The organism is Paenibacillus silviterrae (assembly GCF_030167925.1).
GTDB classification, from domain to species: domain Bacteria; phylum Bacillota; class Bacilli; order Paenibacillales; family NBRC-103111; genus Paenibacillus_G; species Paenibacillus_G silviterrae.
On record NZ_JASKUT010000001.1, the window covers coordinates 4,112,547 to 4,127,887 of the forward strand.

General features: G+C 53.3%; 11 protein-coding genes. 7 read left to right on the forward strand and 4 right to left on the reverse strand.

All coding sequences use genetic code 11. The features are described 5' to 3' along the window. Nucleotides 1-9 precede the first annotated feature (9 nt). The 3 genes from QMO62_RS18975 to QMO62_RS18985 all read left to right on the forward strand — a co-directional run bounded on the left by QMO62_RS18975 (nucleotide 10) and on the right by QMO62_RS18985 (nucleotide 4,221). Entirely contained in the window at nucleotides 10-1,233 is a 1,224-nt protein-coding gene (locus QMO62_RS18975) for a murein hydrolase activator EnvC family protein (protein ID WP_284643321.1), read from the forward strand. Nucleotides 1,234-1,328: 95 nt separating this feature from the next. Beyond that, entirely contained in the window at nucleotides 1,329-2,777 is a 1,449-nt protein-coding gene (locus QMO62_RS18980) for a S41 family peptidase (protein ID WP_284643323.1), read from the forward strand. A gap of 139 nt (nucleotides 2,778-2,916) precedes the next feature. Continuing rightward, nucleotides 2,917-4,221 (forward strand): PDZ domain-containing protein, encoded by a 1,305-nt coding sequence (locus QMO62_RS18985; protein ID WP_284643325.1) that lies wholly within the window; start codon nucleotides 2,917-2,919, stop codon nucleotides 4,219-4,221. Nucleotides 4,222-4,275: 54 nt separating this feature from the next. Here QMO62_RS18985 and QMO62_RS18990 read toward each other — a convergent pair whose 3' ends face one another. Both QMO62_RS18990 and QMO62_RS18995 read right to left on the reverse strand, forming a co-directional pair. Beyond that, nucleotides 4,276-5,040 (reverse strand): flagellar motor protein MotB, encoded by a 765-nt coding sequence (locus QMO62_RS18990; RefSeq protein WP_284643328.1) that lies wholly within the window; start codon nucleotides 5,038-5,040, stop codon nucleotides 4,276-4,278. Continuing rightward, the gene (locus tag QMO62_RS18995) at nucleotides 5,027-5,815 is read right to left on the reverse strand and encodes a flagellar motor protein (protein WP_284643330.1); all 789 of its coding nucleotides are present in this window, start codon (nucleotides 5,813-5,815) and stop codon (nucleotides 5,027-5,029) included. The genes QMO62_RS18990 and QMO62_RS18995 overlap by 14 nt, the downstream gene beginning before the upstream one ends. Nucleotides 5,816-6,064: 249 nt before the next feature. On the opposite strand from QMO62_RS18995, the gene uvrB reads away from it, so the two are divergent. From uvrB to QMO62_RS19010, 3 genes are all read left to right on the forward strand, one after another. Further along, entirely contained in the window at nucleotides 6,065-8,059 is a 1,995-nt protein-coding gene (gene uvrB, locus QMO62_RS19000) for an excinuclease ABC subunit UvrB (RefSeq protein WP_284643331.1), read from the forward strand. A 37-nt stretch (nucleotides 8,060-8,096) separates the two neighbouring features. Next, a complete protein-coding gene (uvrA, locus tag QMO62_RS19005; RefSeq protein WP_284643332.1) occupies nucleotides 8,097-10,979 on the forward strand; it encodes an excinuclease ABC subunit UvrA in 2,883 nt (960 codons plus the stop codon). 86 nt (nucleotides 10,980-11,065) lie between these two features. Next, nucleotides 11,066-11,995, forward strand: coding sequence for an alpha/beta hydrolase (locus QMO62_RS19010; RefSeq protein WP_284643333.1), 930 nt, complete (start codon nucleotides 11,066-11,068; stop codon nucleotides 11,993-11,995). A 55-nt stretch (nucleotides 11,996-12,050) separates the two neighbouring features. On the opposite strand, the gene QMO62_RS19015 is transcribed toward QMO62_RS19010, so the two are convergent. Next, on the reverse strand, nucleotides 12,051-13,670 hold the full coding sequence (locus QMO62_RS19015; RefSeq protein WP_284643335.1) for a nitrite/sulfite reductase: 1,620 nt from the start codon (nucleotides 13,668-13,670) through the stop codon (nucleotides 12,051-12,053). A gap of 262 nt (nucleotides 13,671-13,932) precedes the next feature. Here QMO62_RS19015 and QMO62_RS19020 point away from each other — a divergent pair, with 262 nt between their 5' ends. Further along, nucleotides 13,933-14,139: a DUF2759 family protein gene (locus QMO62_RS19020; protein ID WP_284643336.1), complete on the forward strand. Its 207-nt coding sequence runs from the start codon at nucleotides 13,933-13,935 to the stop codon at nucleotides 14,137-14,139. Nucleotides 14,140-14,222: 83 nt separating this feature from the next. Here QMO62_RS19020 and QMO62_RS19025 read toward each other — a convergent pair whose 3' ends face one another. Continuing rightward, on the reverse strand, nucleotides 14,223-15,191 hold the full coding sequence (locus QMO62_RS19025; protein ID WP_284643338.1) for a sugar phosphate isomerase/epimerase family protein: 969 nt from the start codon (nucleotides 15,189-15,191) through the stop codon (nucleotides 14,223-14,225). Nucleotides 15,192-15,341 lie beyond the last annotated feature (150 nt).

Here is a 15,341-nt window from a genome sequence, read left to right on the forward strand (position 1 = left end):
ATCGGGAATTTGAACAAGTCGTCCGTGTCCATCGTCGTTACGTTAAGTTTGCTGGGAACCTTGCTTACCTCCCAAGCGGGATTTGCCGCAACGGATAAGCAAAAGCAGCTGGAGCAGCAGCTGAAGGATGTGCAGCGTCAGAAGGCGGAAGCAGAGAAAAATGCCGCAAACGCTAAGGCGCAAGCAGAAAAGCTGGAGCAGCAGGAACAGCAGAATATGGCTGAGCTCAACACGATTATGAGTCAGATCGATTCCGTGAACCTGGAGCTGAATAAGCTGAGGGAAAAAGAAACCGTGATTCAGGCGGCAAAAACGGAAAACGAGAAGCAGCTGGCCGAAGCCGAGGAAAGAATGGCCTCGCGCGACCAAATCCTGCGTTCCCGTGTACGTTTAATGTATATGAGCGGCACCGTATCCTACGCGGAGGTGCTCCTAAGCTCAACGAGCTTTACGGATTTCCTCGACCGAATGAATGCGCTGAAGGCGATAGTAAATCAGGACAAGGAAATTCTTGATGCCAACAAGCGTGACCGTGATCTAAAGGCGGAGAAGCAGGAGCAAATCGCCTTGCAGGCGGCGGAGCTCAATCAGCTGATTGCGGAGCGGAACGCAACTAAGGCAAGTTTGTCGGTCAAAGAAAAGGAGAAGGAAGTCAAGATCGCCAGTCTCTCGAAGCAAAAGCGTGAGTTTGCCGAGATTAGCGAAGACGAAGTGAAGGCGCAGGTGAAGCTCGCTTCCCAGGAGTCCGTCATTCTTCGGAGAATTGCCGAAGAGAAGGCGGCTAACACAGCTAAAGCGAAGGGGGAGGCCCCGAAGCCGGTCTTTTCTTACAGCGGCGGCAAGTTCGGCTATCCGCTCGAGCGGGTCGTCAATATGTCTTCCGACTTCGGGGGACGGAAGGACCCGATTACCGGCAAAGGCGCTTCGCACAGCGGGATCGACCTTCCTTCACCGGCAGGTACCGACATCTTAGCAGCCGAGGCTGGAGTGGTAATTGTGGCCTCCTGGTGGAGCGGATACGGAAATACCGTTATAATAGATCATGGCAAGGGCGTTTGGACCTTGTATGGACATATACGCAATGATGGGATTGTCGTGGAGAAGGGCGATGTCGTTAAGCGCGGACAGAAGATCGCCGAGGTAGGCTCTACCGGGCGCTCGACGGGCAATCATCTGCACTTCGAGGTTCGTATCAATGAGGAGCCGGTCGATCCGAAGCCGTACTTGCGATAATCCGCCGACGTTCATATTTTACCAAGGCTTGTCATACACTACACAGACAAGTCTTTTTTTATCAGCCAGCAGCAAAGGCGGTGTAACGAGGAATTATGAATTTTAAAGGACGTACGGTAGTGGCTTTCATTTTGTTGTCCATGTTTGCAAGCAGCATCATGACCTTAACGATCGTGCAGCCGTCGATGCTTTCGGCCCTCGGCAAGAATGGCGAGGTGTCCGCTTCGGTGAAGTCGGGGCTGACCACGAAGGACATCAACAAGCTGGCGACTACGTATCAGCTGATCGAAAGCAAGTTTCTTAGCGAGGTGGACCACGAGAAGGTCATGACCGGAGCGATCAACGGCATGCTCTCGGCGTTGGATGATCCGTTCACCGTGTACATGGACCAGAAGGAAGCACAGCAATTTGATGAGAACATCACCTCCTCGTTCCAAGGCATTGGGGCCGAGGTCAGCTCCGAGGATGGCAAGGTGGTTATCGTAGCGCCGATCAAGGGCTCTCCTGCGGAGAAGGCAGGACTACATGCCAATGACGTCATCCTCTCCGTGAATGGCGAGAAGCTGGATGGCTTAACGCTGAATCAGGCGATTATGAAAATTCGCGGGCCGAAGGGGACCCAGGCGAAGATCGAGATTGCACGGTCCGGCGTGCCGGAGCCGATCGAGGTGATTGTCGTCCGCGACGATATCGATGTAGAGACCGTGCATGCCGAGATGCTGCAGGGCAATATCGGAAAGATCGAAATTCGCCAATTTTCCAGTAACACCTCGAAGCGTTTCGCAGAAGAACTCAAGCTTCTTGAGGGCAAGGGCATGAAGGGTTTGATTATCGACGTGCGCAACGATCCGGGCGGGTTGTTGTCCTCGGTTGTAGAGATTGTGGAGCCTTTCGTACCGAAAGGGAAAAGCATCGTGCAGATCGAGAACCGCAAAGGCGAGAAGGAAGCGACGCCGTCGAACGGAACGGGTAAGCCTTATCCGGTATCGGTGCTTATCAATAAAGGCAGCGCGAGCGCATCGGAAATCCTGGCAGGCGCGCTCAAGGATTCGGCCGGTGGCAAACTGATCGGGGAAAATACGTTCGGCAAAGGGACGGTTCAAGTTACCTTCGAGAAGGAAATGGGAGACGGCAGCAACATCAAAATGACCGTCTACAAGTGGCTGACGCCAAGCGGTACTTGGATCCATAAGAAGGGCATCGCACCTGATCTTCCGGTAGAGCAGCCTGCGTTCTTCAAGGTCGCTCCACTTACGAAGAAAGCGACGCTGAAGCAGGATATGAACAGCGAGGAAGTGAAGAACCTCCAGATCATGCTTCAAGGACTGGGCCTGAACCCGGACCGGACCGACGGCTATTTCAGCGAGAAAACGGCACAAGCGGTCAAGTCGTTCCAACGGATGCACAGCCTTCCGGTGAACGGAGAGGTGGACGTGGAGACGGCCAATAAGCTGGAGAAAGCGATCGTAGGAGAGATCCGGGATCCGAAGAATGACCTGCAGCTCAAGGCGGCAGTGCAATACATGCAGAGCGTCATCAAATAATGTCGATATCTGGGAAGTTGCTTGCTTAAGCAGGAAATAAAATTCCGGTGTCGAATGAATAAAGAAGGTGGGCCTGAGGTTCAGGGCTCAGCCTTCTTTTTTTGTACCAATAATCTGTTCTATCGAAGAGGAGCGGCTTATGATCGTGGTAACGGAATTGGCCTACCGGTTTGTGCAGGCTTTGCTGCAGCTATTGACGCATCCTTTTTATTACATTGGCATTCTGTTCATCATTTTGCAGTATCGGAGGCATATTGCCTTCGAGCGGAAGCTCTTCTCCACGAAGCTCCATTCCTTGCTCCCGGAAACCTGGAGAGCAGTGCTATGGGGCTGGGTCGGAGGCCTGCTGGCCTCGGTGCTCATGGCGCTGGTAGGGGCAACGATTCAGGCGGAAGCGGTGATCCTTCTTTGGATCTTGTCGCTGCTGCTTATTTTCATCCGCGTCCGGTACTTATGCTGGGCTTATGCCGTCGGCGTGATCGGTGTGCTTCAAGTGGCGTTTAAGACCATTCCCGGTCTGAAGGAGACGGAGGCGCTCCAATGGCTTAGCGGTCCGCTGCTCGAGCTGAGTATACCGGCTATGCTGGCGCTGGTGGCGATATTGCATTTCGTCGAGGCGATCTATGTAAGGCGGCAAGGGACACGGCTGGGAATGCCTTTGTTTTTCGAGAGTAAGCGGGGGAAAATCGTCGGCGGATATCATCTGCAAGGCTTCTGGCCGATGGCCCTATTCCTGATTGTCCCGCTGGAGGGCGGCGGTGGAGCTTCCTTACCCTGGACCCCGCTGCTTGGCGGGGATTTGTGGAGCGGCGGCTGGACGATCATCGGCTTTCCGGTTATGATCGGCTTCACGGAGATGACGATGTCGAGACTGCCTCAGGATAAAGTGAAGATCAGCTCGAAGCTCTTAATGGGGTATGCTGTGGTGCTGCTGGGCTTTGCTTATTTGGCTCATCTGTGGCCGGCATTGACGCTCTTGGGGGCGATGCTCAGTATCGGGCTGCACGAGGCGATCATCCTATACAGCCGCTGGGAGGAAACGAATCGCACTCCTTACTATGTGCACAGCTCCAAGGGCTTGAAGATTCTGGGCATACTGCCGGGAAGCGCGGCGGAAGAGCTGGAGCTTCAGGTGGGCGAAGTGCTTCACAAGGTCAATGGAATGCCTGTGCGGACGAAGGATGAGCTTCATCAGGCGATGCAGCTGAATCCGGCTTTTTGCAAGCTGGAGGTGTTGAACCTGGCAGGGGAGAGCAAGTTTGTGAAGCGGGCGATCTTCTCGGACGAGCACCATCAGCTGGGAATTTTGCTGGCTCCGGATCAGAACGCGCCATTCTATGCCGAGGAGCAGCAGAACTCGATCTTAGCGTATTTCAGCCGCAAGCTGACGGGACTGTTAAGCAATCGCTCGGGTCCCGGCTCAACAGGCACGAAGTCACTGTAAAAAAAAGCTGTCCCTGCGCTTCTTCCCAGCGCACCGGACAGCTTTTGTGTTTGTTCAGTGGGAGGCTTCCCGCAGGACGACAATTTCAACGCGGCGGTTTTTGGCTCGGTTTTCGGGACTGCTGTTCTCCACGACAGGCCGCGTATCGGCGAAGGAGGTCGAAATGAACTGCTTCGGCGAAAGCCCGGCCGTATCGACAAAATACCGCAGAACCGACAAGGAGCGTGCCTGCGACAGGCCCCAGTTATCGCGGAACGGGGAGCCGGTGGCAACAGGTACGTCATCGGTATGACCCTCGATGCTGATCGTAGCGTCGGTCAGCGTTGGAAACAGGCTGGCAAGCTGTTCGAGCACCGGATTTGCGCCTGGCTTCAGATCCGCCTTGCCGAGGTCGAACAGGAACAAATCGTTCAAGGTGACCGCAACTCCGCGCTGCGTATTGGCTGCAGAGACCTGCGTCTGCAGGTTGTTCTTATCGATATATTGCTGAACCTGCTGAAGCAGATCGGCCAGCTCCTTATCCTTTTTCTCACGCAAATCCTTCTCGCCCCGGTCTTCCTTCTTCGTCTCCTCGGCCGGCTTGGAAGGAGAAGGAGCGGAGCCCTGAATGCCCTCGCCCATAGGGATAATCGATTCTGCCTTCGCGAACTCCATATGCAAGGATCGCGCCAAAGCTTCATACTTGGCGACATCGATTTTACTCATGGCATACATGATGATGAAGAAAATCAGCACCAGCGTAATAAAGTCGGCATAGCTGAGCAGCCAGCGTTCGTGGTTCGCATGACCTTCTTGCCGTCTTCTTCTATTCCTGGCCACGCGCTTCACCTTCATTCTGTTTCCGACTGCCCGGCTGATGGATGAAGGAAGTCAGCTTCTTTTTGATCAGCGCTGGGTTCTCTCCGGCCTGCAGGGCAAGAATGCCCTCAAGCATCAACTCCATCTCGTCCAGCTGCTGGCCGCTACGGACCTTGATTTTACTGGCGATGGGGAGAAAAATCAGGTTCGCGGATGCGACACCGTATAAGGTAGCGGAGAAGGCGACGGCGATGGCCGGTCCCAGGCTGCCCGGATCCGAGAGATTGCCAAGTACGTGAATCAGCCCCATCACCGTACCGATAATCCCCATGGTAGGAGCGTAGCCCCCCGCGGCTTCGAAGATTTTGGCCCAGCCCTCATGACGTTGGGAGAGCGAGTCCATCTCCAGCTCCAATATTTGGCGGGTCAGCTCCGGGTCCGTCCCATCGACGACCATCACCATGCCTTCGCTGAGAAAAGGGTTCGGGTGTTCATGTGCGCGCTGCTCGAGGGCAAGGACGCCCTCTCTTCGGGCAACGGTCGACATATCGATTATTTCTTCAATAATAGCCTCAGGATTTTGCTCCGAGGATGCGAACGCCATTTTGAGTGCTTTTCCCAGCTCCTTCAGCTGCGACCGCGGAAAGCTGACCACCACCGCTCCGATCGTTCCGCCGAAAATAATCAGCAAAGCGCTTGGCACGAATAGGGCGGATATGTGACCGCCGTCCCATAAGTAACCTCCGATCAAGGCTCCCGCCCCGATAAGTAAACCAAGCACCGTTATGAAATCCACATCAGCCACATCCTAACATTTTCTAATAAATAGCCTGAATAAGGCATCGAAGGAAACGATTTCTCGTTTGCATCCATGTTCGAAAAAAGGTATAATATATGGGAACAAATATTCCTATAACATCCAGATCTTATGTATAGGTACGTCGAATAACGTCAAACAACTACGAATGATGCATATATATTATCGGTTGCAGGGCTGTGAATTTGAATAGAACAGGAATGTTTTGGAAAAGAAGAGGTGAATTTAGTGAATGAAGTGGTGGTAAGCGACCGAAAGTTTGAACTGATTTCCGACTACACGCCTCAGGGGGATCAGCCGCAGGCTATTGAGAAGCTGTTGCAATCGATTCAGTCCGGGAACAGGTATCAGACGCTGCTCGGGGCTACAGGAACGGGGAAGACGTTTACAGCTGCTCAGGTGATTGCGCAGCTGAATCGTCCTACCTTGCTGATTGCACACAACAAGACGCTCGCCGCACAGCTGTGCAGCGAGCTCAAGGAGTTTTTTCCGAACAATGCCGTCGAATATTTCGTCAGTTACTATGACTACTATCAGCCGGAGGCATACATCCCGTCCTCGGACACGTTTATAGAGAAGGATTCAAGCATCAACGACGAGATCGATAAGCTGCGGCACTCGGCGACCAGCGCCTTGTTCGAACGGCGGGACGTGATTATCGTCGCGAGCGTCTCCTGCATTTACGGTCTCGGTTCCCCAATGGAGTACCGGGATTTGGTCGTGTCGTTTCGGGTAGGAATGGAGCGTTCCCGCAACGAGATTCTGCATCGCTTGATAGATATTCAGTATCAACGCAATGACATGAATTTCGTGCGGGGCACATTCCGGGTCCGCGGGGATGTCGTGGAAATCTTCCCTGCTTCTCACAGCGAGCATGCCGTGCGGATCGAGCTGTTCGGAGACGAGATTGAGCGGATCACCGAGATTGATGTGCTCACAGGCGAGATTTTGGGCGAACGCGATCATATTGCGATCTTCCCCGCGTCCCACTTCGTAACGCATGAGGATACGATGAAGCGCGCCCTCGTCAACATCGAGCGGGAGCTGGAGGAGCGTCTGGCCGAGCTGCGGGAGAAGGGCAAGCTGCTGGAGGCGCAGCGGCTGGAGCAGCGGACGCGCTATGACATTGAGATGATGCAGGAGATGGGCTTCTGCTCGGGGATCGAGAACTATTCCGGACCGCTGACCTTCCGGGAGCGAGGCGCGACGCCTTATACGCTGCTGGATTATTTCCCGGATGACATGCTGATCGTGATCGACGAGTCGCACGTGACACTGCCGCAGATTCGCGCCATGTACAACGGGGACAGGGCTCGTAAGGAGGTTCTGGTCGAGCACGGCTTCCGCCTGCCCTCGGCAATGGACAACCGTCCGCTCCGTTTCGAGGAATTCGAGGAAAAGGCGGGGCAGCTGCTGTTTATCTCCGCGACTCCGGGACCTTATGAACTGGAGCATTGCCCTCAGATGGTCGAGCAGATCATCCGGCCTACCGGCTTGATTGATCCGATTATTGAGGTGCGGCCGACGAAGGGACAGATCGACGATCTCCTTGGTGAGATTCATGACCGCATCAAGAAGGACGAACGTGTGCTCGTTACGACGCTGACGAAGAAGATGTCGGAGGACTTGACGGATTACTTGAAGGAAGTCGGCATCAAGGTCAAGTACCTTCACTCTGATATCAAGACGCTGGAGCGGATGCAGATTTTGCGTGAGCTTCGGCTTGGCGTGGTCCATGTTCTCATCGGGATCAACCTCCTGAGGGAGGGCCTTGACCTTCCGGAGGTATCGCTTGTCTCCATCCTGGATGCCGATAAGGAAGGCTTCCTCCGGGCGGAGCGGTCCCTCATACAGACGATCGGACGCGCCGCACGGAATGCCAACGGCCGGGTCATCATGTACGGGGATAAAGTGACGGATTCCATGGATAAGGCGATCCGGGAGACGAACCGCCGCCGCGAAATCCAGCTGGCCTACAATGAAAAACACGGCATTACGCCTCAGACCATACAGAAGAAGATTAGAGACGTCATCGAGGCTACGAAGGTGGCGGAAGAGAAGTCCGATTACTTGGCGGACGTGAAGACGAAGATGTCCAAGAAGGATCGGATGTCGCTCATTGAGCGGATGGAGCAAGAGATGAAGGAAGCAGCCAAGAGCCTGCAGTTTGAACGCGCCGCGGAGCTCCGCGATGCGATTCTCGAGCTGAGGGCGGAGCTGTAAGGAGAAGCGTCTCCAGGAAGGACGGGAAGGGATTCACGTGGCAAGAGATAACATTATTATCAAAGGCGCGAGAGCGCACAATTTGAAAAATATCGACGTCACGATACCGCGCGACAAGTTCGTCGTGCTTACCGGGCTTAGCGGCTCGGGGAAATCGTCGCTAGCCTTCGATACAATCTACGCTGAGGGGCAGCGCAGATACGTCGAGTCGCTGTCCGCGTACGCGCGGCAGTTCCTCGGCCAGATGGACAAGCCTGACGTCGATTCGATCGAGGGCTTATCGCCGGCGATCTCCATCGACCAGAAGACGACGAGCCGTAACCCGCGCTCAACCGTAGGAACGGTAACGGAAATTTACGATTATTTACGTCTGCTCTTCGCACGTGTCGGCAGGCCGCACTGTCCGCAGCACGGTATCGAGATAACCTCCCAAACCGTCGAACAGATGGTAGACCGTATTATGGAGTATCCGGAGCGGACACGTTTGCAGATTCTCGCGCCGATCGTCTCCGGACGTAAGGGTGAGCATTCCAAGCTGCTGGCCGACATCCAGAAGCAGGGCTTCGTTCGTGTACGCGTGAACGGCGAAACGATGGATCTGTCGGAGAAGATTGAGTTGGAGAAGAACAAGAAGCACAACATCGAAGTGGTTGTGGACCGGATCGTGGTGAAGGATGATGTGCAGACACGCCTTGCCGATTCGCTGGAGACGGCTCTGAAGCTGGCGGAAGGCCGGGTCATTGTAGATGTAATGGATAAAGAAGAGCTCCTCTTCAGCCAGAACCTCGCCTGCCCGGAATGCGGCTTCAGCATCGAGGAGCTGGCACCGCGGATGTTTTCCTTCAACAGCCCGTTCGGCGCTTGTCCGGATTGCGACGGTTTGGGGCAGAAGATGATTGTCGACCAAGATCTTCTGGTACCGAATCCGTCCTTGTCCATCGAGGAGGGAGCCTTTGAGGCATGGGCCGGCAGCACTTCCAACTATTATCCGCAGTTCCTGTCCTCCGTTTGTGAGCATTACGGCATACCGCAGAACGTACCGGTATCCGAGCTGACGAAGGAGCAGATGAGCAAGCTGTTGAACGGTACGGGCGGAGAGAAGATCCGTTTTAAATACGAGAATGAGTTCGGCCAAAAGAAAGATGCGATGGTTGCGTTCGAAGGGATTATTAATAACTTGGAGAGACGTTATCGCGAGACGTTCTCCGACGGGATCCGCGAGCACATCGAGTCTTATATGAGCGCGAAGCCATGCGGTAAATGCAAAGGCGCGCGGCTGAAGCCGGAATCGCTGGCGGTTACCGTCAATTCGAAAAATATAGCTCACGTCACGTCGCTCTCCATCGGTGAAGCGCATGACTGGTTCGACTCCTTGGAGCTGACGGATCGGGAGCTGCAGATTGCCCACCTGATCTTGAAGGAGATTAAATCTCGCTTGGGCTTCCTGGTGAATGTAGGGCTGGATTACTTGACCATGCATCGCGCCGCAGGCACCTTATCCGGCGGAGAGGCGCAGCGAATTCGTCTGGCCACGCAAATCGGGTCTAGTCTGATGGGCGTACTCTATATCCTTGATGAGCCGAGTATCGGTTTGCATCAGCGGGATAACGACCGTCTGATCAAAACCCTGGAGCATATGCGGGACCTCGGCAATACGCTGATCGTGGTAGAGCATGATGAGGATACGATGATGGCCGCGGATTATATTATTGATATTGGTCCCGGTGCGGGGATTCATGGCGGGCAGGTCATTGCGCAGGGAACGCCGGCGGAAATTATGGAGGATTCGAAATCTTTAACGGGGCAGTATTTGAGCGGGCGGAAGTTTATTCCGGTGGCAGCCGAACGACGCAAGCCGAACGGAAAGTGGCTGGAGGTCCGAGGCGCCAAGGAGAACAATCTGCGCGGAGTAAACGTTAAGTTCCCGTTAGGCGTGTTCGCTTGCGTGACCGGGGTTTCCGGATCGGGCAAGAGTACGTTGATCAACGAGATTTTGTACAAGACGCTGGCTAAGGAACTGAACGGTGCCAAGGTTCGTCCTGGCGAGTATAAGGAATTTAAGGGCCTGGAGCACGTCGACAAGGTCATTGATATCGATCAGTCGCCGATCGGCCGTACTCCGCGTTCGAATCCGGCTACCTACACGGGAGTATTTGATGACATTCGCGATGTATATTCGGCAACGAACGAAGCGAAGGTGCGAGGCTACAAGAAAGGCCGGTTCAGCTTTAACGTCAAGGGCGGACGCTGCGAAGCCTGCCGCGGGGACGGCATCATTAAGATCGAGATGCACTTCCTGCCGGATGTATACGTGCCTTGTGAGGTTTGTAAGGGCAAGCGATACAACCGCGAAACCTTGGAGATTAAATACAAGGGCAAGAGCATAGCGGACGTGCTGGAGATGACGATTGAGGATGCAACGGAGTTTTTTAAGAACATCCCGAGAATTCATCGGAAGCTTCAAACCTTGATGGATGTAGGACTTAGCTATATGAATCTGGGGCAGCCGGCTACGACCTTGTCCGGCGGCGAAGCACAGCGTGTAAAGCTCGCAGCAGAGCTATACCGTCGCAGCACAGGCAAGACGATTTATATTTTAGATGAGCCGACTACCGGTTTGCATATCGACGATATTGACCGACTGTTGAAGGTGCTTCATCGCTTGGTGGAGAACGGCGACTCCGTTCTGGTCATTGAACACAACCTCGATGTGATCAAGACAGCCGACTACATTGTCGATCTGGGACCTGACGGCGGCAGCCGTGGAGGTACGATCGTGGCGACCGGTACTCCGGAAGAAGTGGTGAAGGTGGAGGGTTCCTATACAGGCAAGTACCTGAAGCCGATTTTGGAGCGGGATAAGGCACGTTCGGCCGATTATGCCAAACGGGTGAAGGAAATGGAAGACGCGGCAGTCTAGCTGCATAGATATAGAACAGCAGGAGATAGCCCTGAACCGGTGAAGATGTGTGGTTCAGGGCTTTTTCGATACTGGGGGTCTAGGCTATGGTAACAAAACAGACTTTCACTTGGCAGGACTACGAGGGGCAGTCGATTTATGTTTACAGCTGGCTGCCCGAACCGGGTCAACCGATAAGAGGCATAGTTCAGATAGTCCATGGTATGGTGGAAACAGCCGCAAGGTATGAGCGGTTCGCACAAGCGCTAGTAAAGGCAGGCTATGGGGTGTATGCGAACGATCATCTTGGTCATGGACGTACGGCAAATTCTGAGGAAGAGCTCGGACATCTGCCGAAGGACGCTTTCCGTCATATGGTTAGCAATGTAGCCGGCATAACAAGCCTCATCCATGATCGTCATCCGGGGCTTCCTGTATTTCTTTTAGGTCACAGCATGGGCTCGATGCTGGCGAAGCATTACATGGTTCGGTATGCGAGCAAAGTCAAGGGAGTCCTGCTTTCCGGGGTTAAGGCAGAGCAGGGACCGGAGCTGGATATCGGTATTGCTTTAACCAAGGTAATCATCTGGTTGAAAGGAGAACGTCATCGCAGCAAGCTGCTCGACCAACTCGCGTTTGGCCCCTACAATAGGCGAATTAAAACGCGAAGAACGAAATTTGATTGGCTGACACGGGATTCATCTGAAGTTGACCATTATCTGCAGGATCCTCATTGCGGGGGAGTACCTACAGTGCGCTTCTTTTATGAGCTCTTCAAGGGGTTAAAGGATTCGTACCGGAAGGATCGTCTGCAGCAAATTTCAAAGGATCTACCTATCTTTTTGTTCTCAGGGGACGACGATCCGGTAGGTAACTATGGGAAGGGAGTCAAGAAGCTGGCAACGATGCTCCGGCTCATGGGCTTTAGGGAGATTGAGATGAAGCTGTATCCCGGCGGAAGACATGAAATGTTGAATGAAATCAACCGGGATGAAGTAACCGTCGATGTCATCGACTGGCTGCAAAGACATAGCTAATAACGAAAAAGCCGAAGCACATCGGATAAGATGTACCTCGGCTTTTTTAAACGAATTAGGATGCAGCAACAGCAAGAACGGAAGTAAGCTTGTCTTGGAATGCGGACACACCCACACGGTTCACGAACTGATTAAACGTTTCTTCAGGGCTGCGGTTCTCTTTATAGAACAAGATGAGCTGCTCCAGAACAGGACCGACATCGTCGCCCTTCACACGTCCTTTAATGACTTGGTTGAACTGAGCGCCAGGCCCGAGAATACCGCCTACAGCGATATCGAATGCGTCGACCATACCTTCCGGCGTTTTCACAAGAGCACCCTGCAGACCGATGTCAGCAATATGCTTTTGTCCGCAAGCGTTCGGGCAGCCGATAAAATGAATGCGAATCTCTTCATCCAGCTCCAGCTTGGAATCGAGGTATTCCGCTACGCGGACCGCTCTTTCCTTCGTCTCTACAACTGCAAGGTTACAGAATTCATTCCCTGTGCAGGAAACGGTACGGCTCATAAAATGCTTCGGATTCGGAGTAATGCGCTCAAGCACCTTCTCAGCAAGCACCTTATCTACGTTCTCGTTCTTCACTCCGGAGATGATGATGTTCTGGGAAACAGTTGTACGCAGCTTGCCTTCGCCGTACTGGTCAGCAATGCGAGCGAGCTCAATCAGCTCATCTCCACTCAAACGACCTACAGGCAAGCTAAGACCGATATAATTCAAGCCCTCTTGCTTCTGCGGATGAACACCGTCGAAATAGGCGGCCTTCCAGCCAATGACGCCTTCTTCGCCGCGGGATGGCATATCGCCGATCAGCTCGACCAGCTTCTCCTTGAACTTCTCTGCGCCCCAATCGGCAACAAGGAACTTCAGACGCGCGTGATGGCGCTTCTCGCGGTAGCCGTAGTCACGATAGATGGTTGTAACGCCCGTTGCTACCTTCAGCACTTCGCCCGGTGTCACGAACATATCAAGTTGCTGAGCCAAATGAGGCTTCGCGGATAAACCGCCGCCCACCCATACATGGAAACCGACGACTTCTTGACCGTCAATCACCTTAGTAGCTGGCGTGAAGGCAAGGCATTGGATTTCCGCATGACCGGAGTTATAAATATTAGAAGAAATGGACATTTTATATTTACGTGGAAGGTTAGAGAAATCACGGTTCATCAGGAAGAAGTCATTGACTTCATTCACCAGATCCGTCGTATCCATCAGCTCGTCCTTGTCGATACCGGCAAGAGGGTTCCCGACAACCGTACGAGGGCAATCGCCGCATGCTTCGAAGGAGTATAAGCCGACCTTCTCCAGACGGTTGAAAATATCCGGCATGTTCTCAATGCGCAGCCAGTGGAACTGAATGGCCTGGCGCGTGGTTACGTCCACCAGGTTGCGACCGTAATCCTTGGCAATCTCAGCCATAGCGCGGGCTTGATCCGAAGTCATGATCCCGGAGTTGATGCGTACGCGCATCATGAAATGGCCGTCTTTCGGCTTTTGCTCGTATACGCCGGCCCACTTAAAGCGGTTCATGTCGTCCTCCGTAATGGAGTCATAACCTTCGTGAGCATATTTTTCAATGATCGTGCGGATGACGTCCAGTCCGTCCTTTTCCAGCTTGACGAACTCGAACTTATTTAGCTTGGACGGGTCTTTCGTCCAAACGGCTTCGTATGCCATGTTGTAGTGCCTCCCTAATTCCGATAAACTTAATATGAAATATCTACATTCATAGTACCACTTTTGAGGCTAGGCGTAAATCGGCAGGGGGATACAACCTATAATGTTTTGTTATACGAATTTGCGATTTCCGTTATACTTGCAATTCCTTCCCGTCAAACGTGACAAACTTGTTACGATTGGGCAAACCCCTTGCACTTCCAATCGTCACAGGCTAAGATAGAAATTAAGTATTTTTCGTATATTGAAGGAGGTCTCTCCAATGTTTTTGGCTGAAGGAGCAGCTACAGCTAGCAAATTTACCGGGTTTGACCCGTTTGTAATTTTGTTTACATTGATCATTGCGATTGGTGTATTCCGCTTGCTGAAGGCGCCGAAGAAGAACCCGTTTGCGATCGGCTTCGGTTTGGTAAGCTTGCTCGTGTTCATGTTCGTGACAGTCGTCATGATCAAGGGCTGGGTTAGCTAAGCGTATCGTTTACTTATGGGGGACAAAAAGAAGCCCTGACCTTACGAATTGTAAAGTCAGGGCTTTTTCGCGTGCCGTGCGGGCTACACCCACCACATTTCGCCGAGCGGCTCCTTGATCAGTACCTGCTGCAGGTTCTGAACCGCCTTCGTGAAGCCTTCGTCGACGGACATCAATCCGTCCTCGTGCTCGATACTGACAACGTAGTCGTAGCCGACAAGACGCAGTGCGCTGATGATGTCAGCCCAGGTCTTGAGGTCATGACCGTAGCCTACTGTGCGGAACTGCCAAGCACGATCAAGCATGTTGGTGTATGGCTGCATATCGGTTACGCCGTAGCGATTCACGTTAATCGGATCGATCGTCGTATCCTTCGCATGGAAGTGATGGATGGCGCCGGCTCGGCCCAGAATTTGCACGGCCTGTACCGGATCGATCCCCTGCCACCACATATGGCTTGGGTCTAGGTTCGCGCCGATCACTTCACCGGCTGCTTCGCGCAGACGCAGCAGTGTAGCCGGAGTATGTACGGAGAAGCCGCCATGAAGCTCCAAGCCGAATTTCACACCGCGGTCGGATGCATACTTACCGGTTTCCTTCCAGTAAGGAATGACCTTCTGGTCCCACTGCCAAGCGAGAATTTCTTGGAATTCCGGAGGCCATGGAGCGACAGGCCAGTTCGGGTACTTGGCGTCTTCAGAGTCTCCCGGGCAGCCGGAGAACGTGTTGACAACCGGCACGCCGAGGCGCTGAGCCAAGTCTACCGTTTTAATAATCGTCTCATGGTATTCCTTCGCAATATGCTTTTGAGGGTGCAGAGGGTTACCATGGCAGCTGAGTGCACTGATGGTAAGTCCGCGGGATTCTACGGCCTTCTGGAACGCCTTCAGCTTGCCTTCGTCGGAAAGGAGAACGTCAGGATTGCAGTGTGCGTTGCCCGGCCAGGCACCGGTGCCGATTTCAACAGCATCAAGGCCCTTGGATGCGATGTAATCCAGTGCTTCTTCGAAAGGCTTTTGCTGGAACAAGACAGTGAAAACGCCTAACTTCATAAGACACCTCCATAAGGGTTCATTAAATGTACGCGTGTACAGTAGAGATACACTTCAACGACGGCTTTTCTAACACGCATCAAACCAAATTATAGCATTACTTGCACGCATCTCAAAGTATGAGTTTCGGACAACCATCGACATGTTGTA

What these genes read in the sequence shown, in the direction of transcription:
- QMO62_RS18980 (WP_284643323.1), top strand. Translation starts at nt 1,329, where the DNA reads ATGAATTTTAAAGGACGTACGGTAGTGGCTTTCATTTTGTTGTCCATG.
- QMO62_RS18985 (WP_284643325.1), top strand. Translation starts at nt 2,917, where the DNA reads ATGATCGTGGTAACGGAATTGGCCTACCGGTTTGTGCAGGCTTTGCTG.
- QMO62_RS19010 (WP_284643333.1), top strand. Translation starts at nt 11,066, where the DNA reads ATGGTAACAAAACAGACTTTCACTTGGCAGGACTACGAGGGGCAGTCG.
- QMO62_RS19015 (WP_284643335.1), bottom strand. Translation starts at nt 13,670, where the DNA reads ATGGCATACGAAGCCGTTTGGACGAAAGACCCGTCCAAGCTAAATAAG.
- QMO62_RS19020 (WP_284643336.1), top strand. Translation starts at nt 13,933, where the DNA reads ATGTTTTTGGCTGAAGGAGCAGCTACAGCTAGCAAATTTACCGGGTTT.
- QMO62_RS19025 (WP_284643338.1), bottom strand. Translation starts at nt 15,191, where the DNA reads ATGAAGTTAGGCGTTTTCACTGTCTTGTTCCAGCAAAAGCCTTTCGAA.